The organism is Zoogloea oryzae, assembly GCF_030161255.1.
GTDB lineage: Bacteria > Pseudomonadota > Gammaproteobacteria > Burkholderiales > Rhodocyclaceae > Zoogloea > Zoogloea oryzae.
Map to the genome: position 1 here is coordinate 26,428 of NZ_BSPX01000019.1, position 16,145 is coordinate 42,572.

Genomic DNA, 16,145 nt, shown 5'->3' on the forward strand with positions numbered 1-16,145 from the left:
TTACATTCTGGCGTCCTCCTCAGTCTTACGCCGCCGCAGGCGCTTCACAGGCTCGTGCTCCTGTTGCCGGACGGTATCCGGCAGATCCACAAGCTCCCGAATCATGCGGGCCTGAGCCGGATGAAGCTCACGGAGGCGCCGCTTCAGGGCGGCTAGCATCAGGTAAATCTCGGGATGGGAGTCGGCATCGAGCACGAGCTTGCGGTCAGAGACCTCGGCGGCGCTGCGCAGGGCAGCCTCTTCGGTGCGAGACAAAGCAAGCCCTTCAACCAGCTTGTCGACGAACTCCGGAGTCGGCGGCCCCTTGAGTCCCACCTCCAAGGCAGAGATGTAGGTCTGGTCGTACCCGATCAGCTCAGCGAGCTCGTTCTGTCGGATGCCGTGGCGCATCCGCAGCTCGTGGAGATGGTGAGCGAAGGGGCTCATGGAACCAGAGAACGTATGTGGGATGACCCATAAGGTACGTTTCTACGATCCATCGGTCAACATATAACACGTTGATTTTATTGAAACTATTGACGGTCAATAGTATGCTCCTGAGAAGATGGCGGGTTTTCAGGGGCTTAGACGGGCCGAGAGCGAAAGAGTGAGTTGGCGAACTTTCGCGTGCGAAAGTTGAATGGTCGCCCACTCCTCAGAATGCTCCCGCGAGCATGCTGGCCGCTTCTCGCCCATGCTACCGTTGGGCCTGAGGCGAAACTCTGTCGGCAAAGTGCCGGACGACTGCCCTTCAGTCGCCGAGTAGATCAACGGCCGCTTGCCACTTCAGGCAATAGCCGGACCCGGCCATCAAGAGACTCTCGGCGAAGGGCATTGCTGGAGCGGGTTCTTTGGGTTTTGCATCGGCCTGCTAACGGCGCAGTTTTCGCCCTGGCCATGGCAGCTCTCCCGTGAGTTCAGCCAAGCCACCATCGTCTTTGACACGCGCGCCGAAGCGGTTTACCTCCACCTCCGGCAAATCGTCGCTGTCGAACCATAGCAAGGAGATGGTGGTATCGGTGCGCTGGTAATGTCTTGAAAGTTCCCAGAGGTCGAGGCCCTTTCCCCAGTTGTCGAACCAGACGTCCTGTGAAACTTCCCCCGTCTCAGTAGCGCTATTCCCTGAAGAGCGGATTCGGTGAGCCACGGAGCCTGCTGGAATGACCGACCTGGGAGGTATCCAGGCCCCTGCTTGCCGCAAGGCCGTTGAGCGTGCGGCATACCGCACCGCACCGCGCTCCATGGTGACAAATGCGCACGGCATATCGCTAAGACTGGCAAACCTTGACGCCGCTGCAGGGAATGATGTGCCGAACAAGTCGGCCATGTGTTGGATGAGATCCAGGGAGGGCTCTTCCTTGGGAACAGCGTAGAGCCATTGCTGATAGGGCATCAGTAGTTCAGCGGCAAACGTGTCGCAGGCGATCTCGTTCGGATGTCGCTTTGCATAGGACCATGACGGCACCTCGTCGTGACTTGATTCCAAGCCGAGCACGATATGAGCTATTTCGTGGCAGACAGTGAAGCGCTGGCGCTCTTCGGTTTCCAGCGAATTCACAGTGATGATGTGCTTCCCGTTCGGCTTGGTAACGGTATAGCCAGACTCCCCAACGCCAAGCTCATCCTTCTTGACCTTGGCGTTAGCCGCGGTCACATACGGGGACAGGTCTTCTCGGATGTTCGAAACATCGACTCTCGCGACAAACGCGCGCGCTCTCTGCCTGACATCCGCCTCGTCCATGTTCAGTCGTCCTCGTCGTCGTCGAAGGCCTTTTTGATTCGGGCGATGAGCGTCGCGGGGTCAGGCCTTGCATTTCCCCGATGCCTGACTCCAGCTGCGGCAGAAAAAACATCGATGCTGATCGAGAGATCTTGTAGCACGAATTCAACAAGGCTTGGATCAGCGTCCGCGTGGTCAACCAGCCACATCACGATTGCGGCATCTCTTTCTCCCGGCTTGAGAACCTTCAACAGCTTTTCAACCAAGTCTTGGGATGGGTTTGTCTTCTCGCCTGTTTCGAGACGGTGGACATAAGCATGATCAACTGACGATAGCTGGCCGATCTCACGCAGGGAAAGGGTTCTGCGTTCGCGTAGCGTCTTGAGGGCGACGCCTAGGCCTGTTTGCGGCATGAGTTCTGATCCTTGCGGTTGCGGGAAGAAGGGGCAAGCCCTCTGTTGCCCCCACATCGAGTTGATGTTCAAACATATGCGCCGCACGCCAGTTGCATTGGCGCACGCGCTCTGATACATTGTTGTCCAGCCAGACAACAGACGTAGGCTTTACGCCTGCTCCAAGTTGTATTGGCTCGGCCTTCCTGTTGTCTGTGTGAGCAACGAATTGTGCTACAGCGGGCGGCCGTTGACAACCCAGCCGAGCGGCTGGGACTTCGATAGTTCCACTGTAGGAGATCCATCATGGCAGGCAAGAATCAGCACGTTGTTCCTCATCAGGACGGTTGGGCCGTCAAGGGGGAGGGCAACCAGCGGGCGACCTCTGTGCACGACACTCAGCAACAGGCTATTGACGCAGCGAGGGGTATCGCACGCAACCAGCAGTCCGAACTCGTCATCCATCGCCCCGATGGCCGTATCCGTGACAAGGACAGCCACGGCAACGATTCCTTCCCGCCGAAGGGCTGAAGTGCCATGACGGGCATCCCTACCTACCATGTGCTCGCCCTGTCAGGGGGTGGTTATCGCGGCCTGTACACGGCCACGGTTCTCGCCGAACTCGAAGCCGTGCTGGGCCGTCCCATCGCTTCGCACTTCGATCTGATTTGCGGCACATCGGCAGGAGGGATGCTGGCTTTGGGGCTGGCTGCAGAAATGCCGGCCAACGAACTCAAAGCACTGTTTGAAGACGAGGGCAGCCGCATTTTTGGTTGCCGCAGCCTTCCAAGGCGGCTTCTGGGATTCTGGCTGACCGCAAAGCATGACTCGGCAGGATTGCGAGAAGTGCTGACCGAGCGCTTCCAAGGCACCACGATCGGCAACCTGAAACATCGTGTTCTTGTGCCGACAGTCAACTACTCGACGGGTCGCGGGCAGTTCTTCAAGACGCCTCACCATCCTTCCTTTGAGTTGGATCACCGCATGAAGATTGTCGATGTTGCGTTGGCGACCGCTGCTGCGCCCGTCTACTTTCCTCTGGCGCGCAACGACCGCGGAGTCTTCGCGGATGGGGGGCTGGTAGGCAACGCCCCCGGCCTGTTCGGGTTGCACGAAGTCAAGACGTTCCTGGCGCCCAATCAGGATGCGCTGATTCGGGTTCTCTCAATCGGCACGATGACGATCGGTGCAACCGTCCGTGGCGGCGCCAGCCTTGACCGCGGATTCGGTAAGTGGCGCGGGGGGCTCTTCGACCTAGTGATCTCCGCCCAGGAATCGTCCGTGGACTACATGCTGCGGCAGACGTTAGGGAGCAACTACTTCCAGATCGACGACAAGGCGACGCCAGATCAGAGCAAGGACGTGAAGGCGCTAGATCGGGTTTCCGTTGGCGCCACGAATACGCTCAAGGATCGCGGCAACCACGCGGCGCAGCGTGCGCTCGGCGATCCTCTCTTCCAACCGTTTCGAGCGCACCAGGCCGGCGCCCCCATCTTCTATCACGGCCCCAACAAGAATGTTCCGGAGGCCGCATGCTGAACCTGAGCCCGCTTTTTTTTACCACTGCTGATGACGAATCGTGCATGCATGACGAGTTGGATTTGACGCCTGACCAACGCGCCTGGATCGCCAGCGCGCGCACTGATGTAAGAAACTGCCTGCGCACGGGCATCCCCCGCGTGCTTAGGGCGAGCGGCTACACGGAGGACGTGCCGCAGCCACGGTTCTTCACTCAAGGTTCCTGGGCATACAAAACGCTGAACTCGCCGGCGCAACGTCCGCAGCAGGCCGACGTGGATGACGGTTGCTATCTGCCAATGAGTTTCGTCTCGCAGACGAAGCGTCCCAGCACTGCGGCGACGGTGTTCTTTGCCGCTGCGGAAGAAGCCTTGAAGCCGCTGGTCGAGGAAAGGCGGTGGAAGCTTGTCACCGACAAGCCGACGTGCATCCGCATCGTTATTGCCGCCTATGCCCACATTGATATTCCTCTATACGCCATTCCCGACGAAGAATTTGTCATGCTCGCAAAGGCTTCGATGGAGCGATATGGCTATGACTCCCTCACGGAAGCGGTGAACATGGCGGAGCGGGATGCTTGGACAGCGCTGCCCGCTGACGAGGTGCTCCTGGCCCATCGTGAGTGCAACTGGATGCGCTCCGATCCCAGACCCGTGAAAGAGTGGTTTCTGGGCGAGGTGGAGGCCAAGGGGGAGCAGTTCCGCCGCGTGATTCGCTACTTGAAGGCGTTCCGTGATTGGAGGTGGTCCAGCGGCGGGCCTGCTTCGATCTTGTTGATGGCCGCCGCAGCCCCGCTCTTCGAAAAACGCGATCGGCGCGACGACCTAGCCTTGCTGGATGTCGTCGCGGCGCTGCCGGCCCGGTTGCGTGCGGGGGTGAACAACCCCGTGCAAGAGTCCGAGTCGCTCACGGAGCGGCTCGGCAAAACGGGGGTCGAAGAAGCTGCAAAGGCGTTCGAAGAATTTGAAAAGGTGCTTCGCGGAGCCACCGGCGCCGGCAGCCCTTCACAGGCTTGCATTTGGATGCGGGGCGAGTTCGGCCCGCGCTTTCCGAACGACCCGGATCGGGTCAAGGTGGTATCCGTCGCCGCCACCATTGCTGCGGCCCCGGCCACGGCCGGTCCGAGCGAGCTTGTCGGGCGAACGAAGGCTGGATGAACAGCGCCGCAGCGGTCGCAGACGTAATCGAGGCCTTCAAGCAGCGAGGCTTCGAGTTCGTCGGTAAGACGGATGACGGCTGGTTCAGACTGCATGGGCGGTTGATGCCGCCGCAAGCGGACAAAGGCTGGCCGTGCGAAGTCCATCTCGACCCCACGTTCTTCGACTTGCCTCGCATCCGGCTGCTGGAAATCCCTCATGAGCTGCCCGCAGCAGTTCCTCATTTTGGCGCAGATGGCGGACTTTGCTATCTCGCCAAGGGCACGGTCGTTCTGGACATCTACGATCCTGTCGGGCAGTCCCTTGCGTGCCTGCAACGCGCGGCCGTCGTGTTCGGGCAGATCATGAAGGGGGAGATGATCGAAGATCTCGCGGAAGAGTTCTTCGCCTATTGGTGCGTATTCCACCCCAACTCAGCCACACATAACGATCGAAACCCTCCACCTGTAACGACACCAAGCCGGCCACCCATTCCACCCGCAAAACCGCCACCCATTCCAATAAAAAAACCCGCCAGGTCGGCGGGTTCTGAATTCCGTTACAAAAACAGGCGTTCATGTGCCGAGCGATGCGCTCCTTCCCCGCAACCGGCGCATCGACTCCCCCTTGAGTTCCATCCGATGCGCTCCGCTCACTAATCGATCCAGAATCGCGTCCGCCATCGTCGGGTTCCCCCCGCTCAAGTAGTCATGCCACCGATCCACTGGCAACTGACTGGTAATCAGCGTCGAGCGATTTCCAGTACGCTGCTCAATCACCTCCAGTAAATCATTGCGTCCGACAGCGTTCAACACTGCAATCCCGAAGTCATCCAAGATCAGCAAATCTACCTTTGCCAATGCACTCAGGCGTTTGCAGAAACTCCCATCTCCGTGAGATATGGCCAGTTCTTCAAGAAGCAGGGGCAACCGCTGGAACGTTACCGTCAGCCCCTGCCGGCATGCCTGATTTCCCAGTGCGCAACCCAGCCAAGTCTTGCCCCCGCCCGTCGCTCCGGTGATGATCATGTTGATACCATGGCGAACCCAGTTGCACTGACCCAGCGAGGCCATTTCACTGCGATCCAGTCCGCGTCCCGCCCGATAGTCGATATCCTCCATGCAGGCACTCTCTCGCAACTTAGCCACCTGCAACAGACGCTTCAAGCGCCGGTTCTCTCTGTAAGTAACCTCCTGGTCCACCAGAAGGCCCAAGCGCTCCTCAAAAGCAAGGTGGGCCGCCGCAGCACTGCTTAGCTGATTATCAAAACCTCGGGCCATGCCAAACAGCTTCAGTTCGTTGAGCTTGCGCATCGTGTCGTTCGTCAGCATTCGTCAATCCTTCGCTTAACTGTAATAGTCCGAGCCCCGGAGATTCGGGTGCTCAAAGTTGGCTTCCCGACGATCCTGCGATTCGGCAGGCTGACGGTCCAAATTGTTTCGTAGAATTGAACGAACACTCGACAGGGATGGCGCGCCGATCTCTATCGCACGGTGGCAGGCCATGTTGAGCCGTTCGTTACCGAAATCCTTAGCCAGACGCTTCAGCCCGTTGTGTGCCCGATACCCCTGTTCGCGGGTTCGCATCCCAACAAGCATCGCTTCCAAGATACGGTGGACATGTGCGCCCGTCTGCACAGCCCATTCCAGTGCATGGTCTGCTCCCCACAAGCCGAAATGACGGTGGGCCGCCTCCATGTGCTGCGGATCGATGACTGGCACGGTACCGTTACTGCGTGCGTGGCTTGCCACCCGTTTGCCGCGGTGAAGTACCTCGACTACCGCCGCAGTGAGGCGAAGCTCTACCTCTTGCCGAACCAGGTTGAACGGGACGCTGTAGGGAACTTCGTCTACAACGATGCGATAGTCCAGTCCGACGCGAACCTTGCGGAATTCAGCATATTCATAGGGCGTCGCTGGCAACGTCCGCATCGCGGGACGATCGATAGTTTCAAAATTGCTCTGACGGCAGCCTGGCAGCTTTTGAAACGGACGGGCATTGATCTCTACCAGTAGAGCTCGGATTGCCTCGTTCAACTCGGCAAGGCCGCCGAACGCCCGCTTGCGCAGTCGGAACATGATCCAACGTTCCACGATCAGGACGCCGTTTTCGGCCTTGGCTTTGTCCTTCGGCTTGTAAGCGCGTGCAGGCAAAATCAGTGTGCCGTAATGATCGGCCATGTCCTGATACGTGGCGTTGATGACAGGATCCGTGCGGCTGGCCTTGATGACCGCTGATTTGAGGTTGTCGCACACAATTACGGCAGGCACGGCGCCGAGGTGTTCAAACATCCTGCAGTGGGCGGCAATCCAGTCCGTCAAACTTTGCGACCAGTGGGCCTCCGCGTAAATATAATTCGATGCCCCCAGAACACCGACAAAGACTTGCGCCTTCCGCATTGTTCGGTTCACGGGATCGACAACAGTCATCGTCGGCCCAGCGTAGTCAACAAAGACGCGCTCTCCGGCCACATACACTTGCCGCATGTAGCGTTTCAGCGTCTGAGTGAACTCCCTGTGGCGCAGGCAGAACAGGCTATAGGCAATACCGTTGGGATATTCACTCAAATATTCTTCATGCAGGACCTGAAGGGTCGCGCCCTTGCGCTTTAGTTCCTGATGTACCTTGGGCCAGTCTGGCTCAGGCTTACGCGCGGGGGCAAGTGCTACCACCGGTGGAAACAGCCGGTGCTCCAATGCCGCATCGTCCATGTCGTCAGGCAATGGCCACGGCAGACGGGTAGCCGCTGCGCGGGTAATGTAGTCGGAAACGGCGTCGCGGGATAAGCCTAGGCTGCGGGCGATCAACCTACGGCTCTGTTGCTCTTCAAAATGCAGGCGCAATACCTGACGGATTTTTCTCATTGCGATTCTCCGGTTTGCCATGGGAGGCCGAGCCGACAGAAGCCAGCCATTTCTCCAGGTCGGGCCGACGCACGCTGCTCTCGCAACGTGATCGGCGATATGTATTGGGAGATGGTTAAGGCCGCCCGGCCTTGACAGGCGGGCTTGGGAATCGCAGAATCCGCCATGAAGTCCCCACTTCAAGCAGTTCTGTGAAGCCCCCTGAGTGTCAGCTCTGGGGGCTTTGCTTTTCCTGGCCTGACAATTCGATTATTGATCAGGCCATGGCGTTCCTTCCTTTTGAACGCCACGATGGGCTGACGGCCCGCGCGGCTTGAAGGTATAGCGTGCGGGCCAAAGCTCCTCGATCCTGCATGTCAACAAACCCGCAATATGACTTGCCACCTCGTATGCGGTGATCCGGTCGTGGATAACGTTATTAACCACGCCCCCGGTGACACCCAAGTCGCGAGCAATCTGCGCCTGGCTTTTACCAAGGCGGCGAAGGCGATAAATGATCTCTACAGCGTCCATGACCGAGCGGAGTGACTTCATCGGCATTCAAGAGTAGTCTATCTTTAAGAGAGACAGTGCATTATCTATAGAGACAACTATACGCCTTAAGAGAATGATGGATCAAGCATCTTCCCACAGCTCAAGCGCTGGCCTGGAAGGCTTTGCAGCGAGGCTGACCCATGTGATTTCGCACACGGGCCTGAGCCAAGCTGAATTTGCCCGCAGGTTGGGTGTTTCGGCAGGCTTCACCAGCGACGCCGCCCGTGGGCTGAAAAAACCCGGTGCGGAGTTCCTGCATGCAGTCCGAACGGTGTTCAGGGTTTCGATTGATTGGCTGCTAACCGGCGACGGAACCATGCGCGGCGGCAGTGGCATTGACCTGGATCTGCTCAGGACGATCCGACTCCAGATTGCGGTTGCCCGCGCGGCGGTCATTGACGCTGACCCAATCGCCAAGGTGCTGTTGTTGCTGATTCGTGACGGGCGTCTGAACGAGGCGGTTGCTGACCCAGACCTGCAGGCCTTCCTCAGTCGAATCGCGCCAACCGATCCCGATGCAGATCTTGCAACCGAACTCTACAACGGCCATCTGTGGACCGAAGATTCGTCAGCGCAGCTACGCAATCTGCTCGCCGCCGCCGTAGCCCACTTCGAGGCACGCAAACCCCTCGACAAAATGGCCGCCTTGGCACGCTCGGCCGGGCCGACGATCCAGATTAATGTCATCCCTTCGCAGCGCATTGCGGGCCGAGACTACTACGAGGGTTGAAAAGGTTTCCAACCACGCTAAGTGAACGTCACCATGAAAGAGCAGCAGTCGGCCCCACAAGACAGCATCCAGATCAACCTCATTGGCGAACAGCGCAAGGCCACCCGAGACTACAACGAGTATTTCATCCCTGGCTCGATCAAACTCGTGCTGGCTACATGGACGCAAGAAAAACGAAACAGCATGGCGCTGGATAATTCAAACTTCTTCCGGTACCGCTTTGGTTTTGAACCGCCCAAAGTAGCACGTCAGCAGGTGCTGGAAATCCAGAAAAAACATGATCTGACCGACCGGGAGGTTCGTTGGCTGCATCGGTCTGGTCAGTTGAAAGTTACACGAACGGAAGCGAAGCTGATTCCCAGCCGACTGATGCCGGCGGCAGGCTGGATCCAAGTGTCTATCTTGAGCTTCTTCTGTCTGGCGATGACGCTGCAGATTGCAGCGTCGAATGCGCCGGCCTGGAAGCAGGCCTTGGGACAGTTGATTATCTCCGGGCTCTGGTTTGGGGGCGCCTGCATGCTGAACAGCTTATTGCTGGCGCCTTGGCGAACGTTGAAGCGGGCCGGGGTGGTCAAAGCCGCGATGCGCTCCTAGCAGGCGGGCATTCAGCTATGGGTGAATGACCTGATTCGCTGCAAGCCTGCAGGCCGTTGTTTTATCTGACGGCTGGCAGGCTTGAGCGAATGAGCGCTCAGGAAAATATCAGCTTGCCCCAGGCGAATCATCCCTTCCGATGTCCTCATCCGAGCTGTGTGCCAAGCGATACAGCAGCGGCAGCACAAGCAGGGTGAGAATGGTCGATGAGAGGATGCCACCGATCACGACAGTGGCCAGGGGGCGCTGTACCTCCGCGCCTGTCCCTGTTGCGATCGCCATCGGGACAAAGCCCAGGGATGCCACCAATGCCGTCATCAGAACGGGGCGCAAGCGGGTCAAGGCTCCTTCGTGGATCGCAGGATCGAGCGCCTGGCCTTCCTCGCGCAGACTGCGGATATAGGCAATCATCACCAGGCCGTTCAGCACAGCAACGCCGCACAGGGCGATGAAGCCCACTGCTGCCGAAATGGAAAGGGGAATGTCACGCAGCCACAAGGCGATGATGCCCCCGGTCAAGGCGAACGGGATGCCCGAAAACACCAGCAGTCCGTCCTTGATGTTGCCAAACATGGCAAAGAGCAACACAAAGACAAGGAGCAGAGCGACGGGTACGACGACCTGCAGACGTGCCGTGGCTGACTGCAGGTTCTCAAACGTTCCTCCCCAAGTTGTCCAGTATCCTGCGGCTACCTTGATTCGTGCGAGCCCCTGTTCGGCCTCCCCGACGAACGAGCCAATGTCCCGCCCGCGTACATTCGCACTCACCACGATCCGGCGCTTGCCGTTTTCCCGGCTGACCTGATTCGGTCCGGGGGCCAGATCCAGGGTGGCGATTTCGGCCAAAGGAATGAAGTTCGCTCGGGTATCTCCAACAGCCCCACCACGTGGCAGCGGAATCGGCAGTCGCTTGATCGCCTCCAGATCACTTCTCAGGTTGTCGGGAAGACGAACCTGAATGTCGAAACGACGATCGCCCTCGAAGAGGGTCCCAGCCTCACGCCCGCCGATCGCCGTCGCCACGGCATCCTGCACGTCCCCGACATTCAACCCATAACGGGAACTCTTCTCCCGGTCGATCTGAACGGTCAGTACCGGCAAGCCGGTGGTCTGCTCTACCTTCACTTCGGAGGCGCCATTGATTTTTTCAAGCATGGCGGCGATCTCCGTGGCCGTTTCGTTCAGAACGTCCATGTCGTCACCAAAGACCTTGATAGCCACGTCGCTACGGACCCCGGAGATCAGCTCATTGAAACGAAGCTGGATGGGCTGGGAGAACTCATAGTTGTTGCCAGGCAAGGTGGCCACTTCGGCCTGAATGGCTTCAAGCAGGGCGTCGCGGGTTCGCCTGGGCTCCGGCCAGTCCTTCTCGGGCTTGAGCATGATGTAGCCATCCGAGATGTTGGGCGGCATCGGGTCCGAAGCGATTTCCGCCGTACCCGTCCGTGCAAAGACGCGCTTGATCTCCGGGAATTTCTCCTTCAGCCGGCTCTCCAACTGCCGCTGCATGGCTACCGACTGCGTCAGGCTGGTACCCGGGATGCGAAGGGCCTGGATGGCGAAATCGCCTTCATTGAGATTCGGAATGAACTCGCTCCCCATTCGCGTAGCGATCAGACCACTGAGAATCACCGTCACGAGGGCAAACGTGAGCACGACGGGCTTGGCGTTCATGGCCCACTGGAGCGCGGGTGCGTAGGTTTCCTTGGCCAACTGCATCAAGCGGTTTTCCTTCTCGGAGACGTTGTCACCAATGAAGAGAGCAACCGCGGCAGGGATGAAGGTTACTGACAGGATCATCGCGCCCAGGAGCGCGATGACGACGGTAAAGGCCATCGGATGGAACATCTTGCCCTCGACGCCGGTCAGGGCAAAGATCGGCAGATAGACCACCATGATGATCAGTTGCCCGAAAAGCAGCGCTCGACGCGACTCACGGGATGCCTTGAAAACCTCGTGGAAGCGCTCCGTCCGGTTCAAGGGGCGGCCCAGGGATGCCCGAGCATGGGATAGCCGGCGTACGCAGTTCTCGACGATCACCACCGCACCGTCGATGATGATGCCGAAATCGAGCGCACCGAGACTCATCAGGTTGGCACTCACCTTGTTGGCTACCATGCCCGAGAAGGTAAACAGCATCGCCAACGGGATGATGCAGGCGGTGATGAGTGCGGCCCGGATGTTGCCGAGGAACAGGAAAAGGATGGCGATGACGAGAATGGCGCCTTCCAGGAGATTCTTCTTCACCGTGGCAATGGCCTTGTCCACCAGCGTGGTGCGGTCATAGACGGTGACCGCCTCCACCCCGGCGGGCAGATTGCGGTTGATCTCCTCCATTTTCTTGTCCACGGCCTGGGAGACCGTCCGGCTGTTCTGGCCGATCAACATGAAGACCGTGCCGAGCACTACCTCCCGGCCATTGTCGGTGGCAGCCCCGGTGCGCAGCTCACGGCCAATGCCGACCTCGGCCACGTCGCGGATGCGGATCGGCTGGCCCTGGGCGGTACCGACGATGACGTTACGGATGTCCTCTTCGGTCTTCACCTGTCCGGGCGCACGAACCAGGTATTGCTCACCTCGCTTTTCGATGTAGCCGGCCCCGACGTTGCCGTTGTTGCGCTCCAGCGCCGTGACGATCTCCTGCAGTGTCATGCCGTAGGCCGCCAGACGTTCCGGCAAGGGAGCGACCTGATACTCCTTGGCATAGCCGCCAATGGAATTGATTTCCGTCACGCCCGGCACATTGCGCAGTTGTGGCTTGATGATCCAGTCCTGTATCTCCCGCAGGTCGATGGGGGTGTAGGGGCTGCCATCCGGCTTCCTGGCCCCTTCCTTTACTTCCACAGTCCACAGGTAGATCTCGCCGAGCCCGGTCGATATCGGCCCCATGGCCGGAGATATACCGGCAGGCAGCTTGTCCCGGGCGTCCTGAATCCGCTCGTTCACCAGTTGCCGTGCAAAGTAGATGTCGGTCCCATCCTTGAAGATCACCGTTACCTGAGACAGACCGTAGCGGGACAGGGAACGTGTCTGGACCAGGTTGGGCAGCCCGGCCATCACCGTTTCGATGGGGTAGGTCACCCGCTGCTCGGTTTCCAGCGGGGAGTAACCAGGAGCATGGGTATTGATCTGGACCTGGACATTGGTGATGTCGGGCACGGCGTCGATGGGAAGCTTCTGGTAACTGAAGACCCCCAGCGCAGCCATCCCGAAAACGGCCAGAAGGATGAGCCAGCGCTGCTCGATGGAAAAGCGAATGATGCGTTCAAACATGATCGTTCCCCTTTTCCTTAATGCGCGTGCTCAGCTGAGCCTTTGCCGATTTCTGCCTTCAGCACGAAGCTGCCGGCAGCGGCGTAGGACGCACCCGCCTTGATGCCAGAGACGACTTCGGTGTGCGCTTCATCACTGCGTCCGGTCTGAACGGGCTGCGTCACAAAACCACCGTCGACTCGGACAAACACGACGCTCTTTCCGTCCATGTTTTGAATGGCCTCAGAAAGCACGGCGACCGGCACTTCGGTTTCGCTAGAGATCACTTCCACGTTGACGAAGAGGCCAGGACGCCAGCTTCCCTGAGGGTTCGAGAGGAGCACCCGAGCCCGTGCCGTGCGGGTTTGCTCGCCGATGAGCGCGCCCACGTAGGCCACAGTGCCGGTCGCTGTAGAGTCGAAAGACGATGCCTTGATAGTGACTTTCTCTCCGACCCTGACCCGGGCCAGATCCTTGGCCGGAACACTGATTTCCGCCCACACGGTGGACAGGTCGGAGATCGTGAACACTTGGCCGTCTTCCTTGACCGCTTCACCCAAGGCAATGTGCTTTTCCACAACCATTCCGTCGAAGGGGGCACGCAGCACATAGCGGTTGAGGCCGCCATCGGCATCTACACTGGCACCGATGGCGGTGAGCTTCTGCTGAACGTTGGCGACGGCAATTTCGGCCTCGCGCAGCACCTGTCGCGCCTGCAGGTAGTCTTGCTCGGCGGAGATCTTCTCCTCCCACAGTTTCCTCTCCCGCTCGTAGGTCGTCCTGGCAAAGCTCAGACGCTTCTGCGCTGCCATCAACTCGCTGCGTTGTTCCGAGAGCGCGGGGCTTGCCAGCACGGCCAGCACTTGCCCCTTCTTGACGATCTGCCCCAGGTTGGCAGACACACTCTCAACCACCCCGGCGACCCGGGGAACGACGTGTGCCGTACGATCCTCATTGAAGCGGATCTCACCGGGAAGTTGCAGAGAAGATCGAATCCGGGCTGAGCCGGCTTTATCGATCTCAACTCCTGCTGCTTTGATCTGCTCGTTACTGAGTTCGACCTTGCCCTCCTCGCGGTTGAGCATAAAGCGGCGAGTTTGAGACCCAGTCTCGACGACGACAACGGCCTCGAATACGTGGGGCTCCGCGATCGTCCCCCGCGTTTTCAGGCTGTCCTTGTCGACAACAAACTCCATCCGCTCCACTTCACCCGTCGGTCGGGTGAGCGTGAGGTGGGCTTTGACGGCGCCAGGTGCAACGGGCTTGCCATTGTCAAGAAGCCAGAGGCGCATGATAGGTTCGCCAGCACTTTCATCCAGCTGAATCTCGGCACGGGTCGTGCCGTCTGTGAGGAGCGTTCCACCGTGCGCTCCCGGGCCGCTTGTCTGGGCATGGTGCTCGGTATCGCCGTGCGAGGCATCCTCGGCATGTGCTTTGTCTGCCTTGGCGCCGTGATGCTCTGCATCCCCATGCTCCTCCGTGTGGGCATGGCTCTCGCTCTCCGAGGCGCCTTGCCCACCGTGCAGAATGAAGCCACCTGCCACACCGCCAAAGGCGATGATGAGGGCTACGGCGATCAGGTGCTTTCGGCTGATCCGGGTCGTCATGTTCTTCAGATTCATCTTGGAATCCTCCTTGCGTTATTCAGAGATACGATCAGCCAGAAGGCGATCGATTTCGGCCGCGGCCCGATGGCTGTCGGTCAGGGCACGCAGGTATTGGTTACGTGCTTGGAACAGCGTCCGCTGGGCATCGAGGACATCGAGAAAACTGAATTTGCCCAGCTCAAAGCCCTTGGTTGCGTTGTCGTAGGCCAGTTGCGCCCCGGGCAGCACCTCGCGCCGCAGGGATTCGAGTTCAAGCCGGCTATTGCTCAGCCGCTCACGGGCCTGCAGGACATCACCAGTAAGCCGGACCCGCAGGGCAGTATGTTCATCCCGCGCCTTGTCTTCCCGCTTGAGGGCTTCGAGGAGGTTGCCGCGGTTGCTGTCGAGGACGGGAATCGGGATCGACACGCCCACGAGCAGTTGGTCGCGGCCAAGTTCCTCGACACGTTTCACCCCTACACTGATCGTCGGGTCAGGAATGCGGCGGGCGCGCTCCAGAGCCGTGATCGAAGCGCGTCGTGTGATCTCAACTGAAGCCCGCCTCAGGACTGGAGATGCCTCGATCCGCTGCGCGACACCGTTGACGGACGGCACTGGAGGAAGCGCATCGACGTCTCCCTCTGCACGTTCGAATCGTGGAATCGGATTGCCCCAGAGCCCTGTCAGTCGCTGACGGGCGACCCGCAACTCACCTTGCGCCTGGGCTAGTTCGACCCGAACCCCAGCCTCCGCAACGCGCGCCTTGGTCTCCTCGACGGGAGAGATTTTTCCGGCGATGACACGCTTGGAAACGGCACCAGTGGCCCGCTCAGCAAGGATGACGGTCTCTTTCGCGAGCCGGGTCCGCTCTTGCGCCGAAAGTACGTCAAAGAAGGCGCTGACGAGCGCGGCCCGGATCTCAGCACGGCGAGTGGCCAGTTCGATGTCGGCAATGTCTCGGCCACGCTCGGCGATCGCAATCCGGGCGCTTCGCTTGCCTGCGAGCTCGATGGGCTGGTTGATCTGTACGGTCGTGGTGCGCGTCGTAGTGCGGGTGTCTTCCACAAGAAACTCAATGGACGGATTGGGCCGCGCACGCCCCTGGATCACAGTACCTTCACTGGCCTCGCGTTCGCGAAGCGCTACGGTGATGTCAGGGTTGGCTCGAAGAGCCAGATCGAGCGCGGCGGCAAGCGTCAACGGACCAGCGGCTTCGCTGGGGAGCTGATTGAGTACAACGGTTTGCGTGGAAAGTGATGTCGGCGCCTGAGCATGAGCACCGAATGCGGTCGCAAAAAGGACTGCGAGCAGCGGGAATGCGGTTCTGAATGGCACGGGGGTGCGCATTGAAATCTCCTTGTTGTGCAGTCGTCGGCAGAAACCGACAGGACGACGAAACAAACGAGATCCGGCGCGGGCGCCGCCTGAAGGCGGGCTCTAAGTGAAAACTAAAGCAGGCCGCTGCGCCGAATCAGAGCGCAGCGAACCAGTTTGGCCGTTCGGGGCCTGGGGGGATGTGGGTGCGAAAGAAGGCTGGCGTTGATTCCGGTGCTGAGGGCACCGGGCACCGAGGCAGGCAGCGAGTGTCCTGACCGAGAATCTTGAGGGCGCTGTAGTGGCACAGCCCACAGTCTCCGTCGATGGCGACACCTTCACCGGAATCAGATTGCTTGGAGGTTTCCGCTTTCGATGCTTGGTGCTCGTGACTGTGATGCCCGAAATGGCCGGCATTTTTCCCGGTCTCATGCTGGCAATAAGCACCCACCGCTGACCAGCTAAACTGGAGCGGCATAAATACAGCCAGAAGGAGGGCAACCCAAAAACGCATGTTCAAAAGTAT

Annotated in this window: 16 protein-coding genes; 6 read left to right on the forward strand and 10 right to left on the reverse strand. The window is 59.4% G+C overall.

The features are described 5' to 3' along the window. The 3 genes from QQK25_RS08170 to QQK25_RS08180 form a co-directional block, all read right to left on the reverse strand. Window positions 1-426 carry a helix-turn-helix domain-containing protein gene (locus tag QQK25_RS08170; RefSeq protein WP_284187505.1) on the reverse strand — a complete coding sequence of 142 codons (426 nt, stop codon included), beginning with the start codon at window positions 424-426 and terminating at the stop codon, window positions 1-3. 424 nt (window positions 427-850) lie between these two features. After that, window positions 851-1,720, reverse strand: coding sequence for an ImmA/IrrE family metallo-endopeptidase (locus QQK25_RS08175; protein ID WP_284187506.1), 870 nt, complete (start codon window positions 1,718-1,720; stop codon window positions 851-853). 2 nt (window positions 1,721-1,722) lie between these two features. After that, on the reverse strand, window positions 1,723-2,184 hold the full coding sequence (locus tag QQK25_RS08180) for a helix-turn-helix domain-containing protein (RefSeq protein ID WP_284187507.1): 462 nt from the start codon (window positions 2,182-2,184) through the stop codon (window positions 1,723-1,725). Window positions 2,185-2,397: 213 nt separating this feature from the next. Between QQK25_RS08180 and QQK25_RS08185 the strand changes: the two genes are divergently transcribed. Genes QQK25_RS08185 through QQK25_RS08200 form a run of 4 tightly spaced genes read left to right on the forward strand, consistent with a single transcriptional unit; the run spans window position 2,398 to window position 5,404 of the window. Beyond that, window positions 2,398-2,622, forward strand: coding sequence for a DUF2188 domain-containing protein (locus tag QQK25_RS08185; protein WP_284187508.1), 225 nt, complete (start codon window positions 2,398-2,400; stop codon window positions 2,620-2,622). 6 nt (window positions 2,623-2,628) lie between these two features. Then, window positions 2,629-3,630: a CBASS cGAMP-activated phospholipase gene (locus QQK25_RS08190; RefSeq protein WP_284187509.1), complete on the forward strand. Its 1,002-nt coding sequence runs from the start codon at window positions 2,629-2,631 to the stop codon at window positions 3,628-3,630. Further along, window positions 3,624-4,766: a CBASS cGAMP synthase gene (locus QQK25_RS08195; RefSeq protein WP_284187510.1), complete on the forward strand. Its 1,143-nt coding sequence runs from the start codon at window positions 3,624-3,626 to the stop codon at window positions 4,764-4,766. Before QQK25_RS08190 ends, QQK25_RS08195 begins: the two co-directional genes overlap by 7 nt. Next, window positions 4,763-5,404 (forward strand): E2/UBC family protein, encoded by a 642-nt coding sequence (locus QQK25_RS08200; protein ID WP_284187511.1) that lies wholly within the window; start codon window positions 4,763-4,765, stop codon window positions 5,402-5,404. Before QQK25_RS08195 ends, QQK25_RS08200 begins: the two co-directional genes overlap by 4 nt. On the opposite strand, the gene istB is transcribed toward QQK25_RS08200, so the two are convergent. The 3 genes from istB to QQK25_RS08215 form a co-directional block, all read right to left on the reverse strand. Beyond that, window positions 5,321-6,076, reverse strand: coding sequence for an IS21-like element helper ATPase IstB (istB, locus tag QQK25_RS08205; protein WP_148581006.1), 756 nt, complete (start codon window positions 6,074-6,076; stop codon window positions 5,321-5,323). The two genes, QQK25_RS08200 and istB, sit on opposite strands and share 84 nt — an antisense overlap. Window positions 6,077-6,091: 15 nt before the next feature. Beyond that, window positions 6,092-7,609, reverse strand: coding sequence for an IS21 family transposase (gene istA / locus QQK25_RS08210; protein WP_148581007.1), 1,518 nt, complete (start codon window positions 7,607-7,609; stop codon window positions 6,092-6,094). A 249-nt stretch (window positions 7,610-7,858) separates the two neighbouring features. After that, window positions 7,859-8,143 carry a helix-turn-helix domain-containing protein gene (locus QQK25_RS08215; protein WP_169148433.1) on the reverse strand — a complete coding sequence of 95 codons (285 nt, stop codon included), beginning with the start codon at window positions 8,141-8,143 and terminating at the stop codon, window positions 7,859-7,861. 73 nt (window positions 8,144-8,216) lie between these two features. On the opposite strand from QQK25_RS08215, the gene QQK25_RS08220 reads away from it, so the two are divergent. Continuing rightward, complete coding sequence (locus tag QQK25_RS08220) at window positions 8,217-8,873, forward strand: helix-turn-helix domain-containing protein (RefSeq protein ID WP_148581009.1); 657 nt, start codon at window positions 8,217-8,219, stop codon at window positions 8,871-8,873. Window positions 8,874-8,894: 21 nt separating this feature from the next. Continuing rightward, window positions 8,895-9,467 carry a hypothetical protein gene (locus QQK25_RS08225; RefSeq protein ID WP_284187512.1) on the forward strand — a complete coding sequence of 191 codons (573 nt, stop codon included), beginning with the start codon at window positions 8,895-8,897 and terminating at the stop codon, window positions 9,465-9,467. Window positions 9,468-9,575: 108 nt separating this feature from the next. On the opposite strand, the gene QQK25_RS08230 is transcribed toward QQK25_RS08225, so the two are convergent. The 4 genes from QQK25_RS08230 to QQK25_RS23615 form a co-directional block, all read right to left on the reverse strand. Next, window positions 9,576-12,740 (reverse strand): CusA/CzcA family heavy metal efflux RND transporter, encoded by a 3,165-nt coding sequence (locus tag QQK25_RS08230; protein WP_284187513.1) that lies wholly within the window; start codon window positions 12,738-12,740, stop codon window positions 9,576-9,578. 17 nt (window positions 12,741-12,757) lie between these two features. After that, window positions 12,758-14,341, reverse strand: a complete 1,584-nt coding sequence (locus tag QQK25_RS08235; protein ID WP_284187514.1) for an efflux RND transporter periplasmic adaptor subunit — start codon at window positions 14,339-14,341, stop codon at window positions 12,758-12,760. Between the two features lie 18 nt (window positions 14,342-14,359). Continuing rightward, entirely contained in the window at window positions 14,360-15,652 is a 1,293-nt protein-coding gene (locus QQK25_RS08240; RefSeq protein WP_284187515.1) for a TolC family protein, read from the reverse strand. Window positions 15,653-15,776: 124 nt separating this feature from the next. Continuing rightward, the gene (locus QQK25_RS23615; protein ID WP_342781974.1) at window positions 15,777-16,133 is read right to left on the reverse strand and encodes a DUF2946 family protein; all 357 of its coding nucleotides are present in this window, start codon (window positions 16,131-16,133) and stop codon (window positions 15,777-15,779) included. Between the last annotated feature and the right edge of the window lie 12 nt (window positions 16,134-16,145).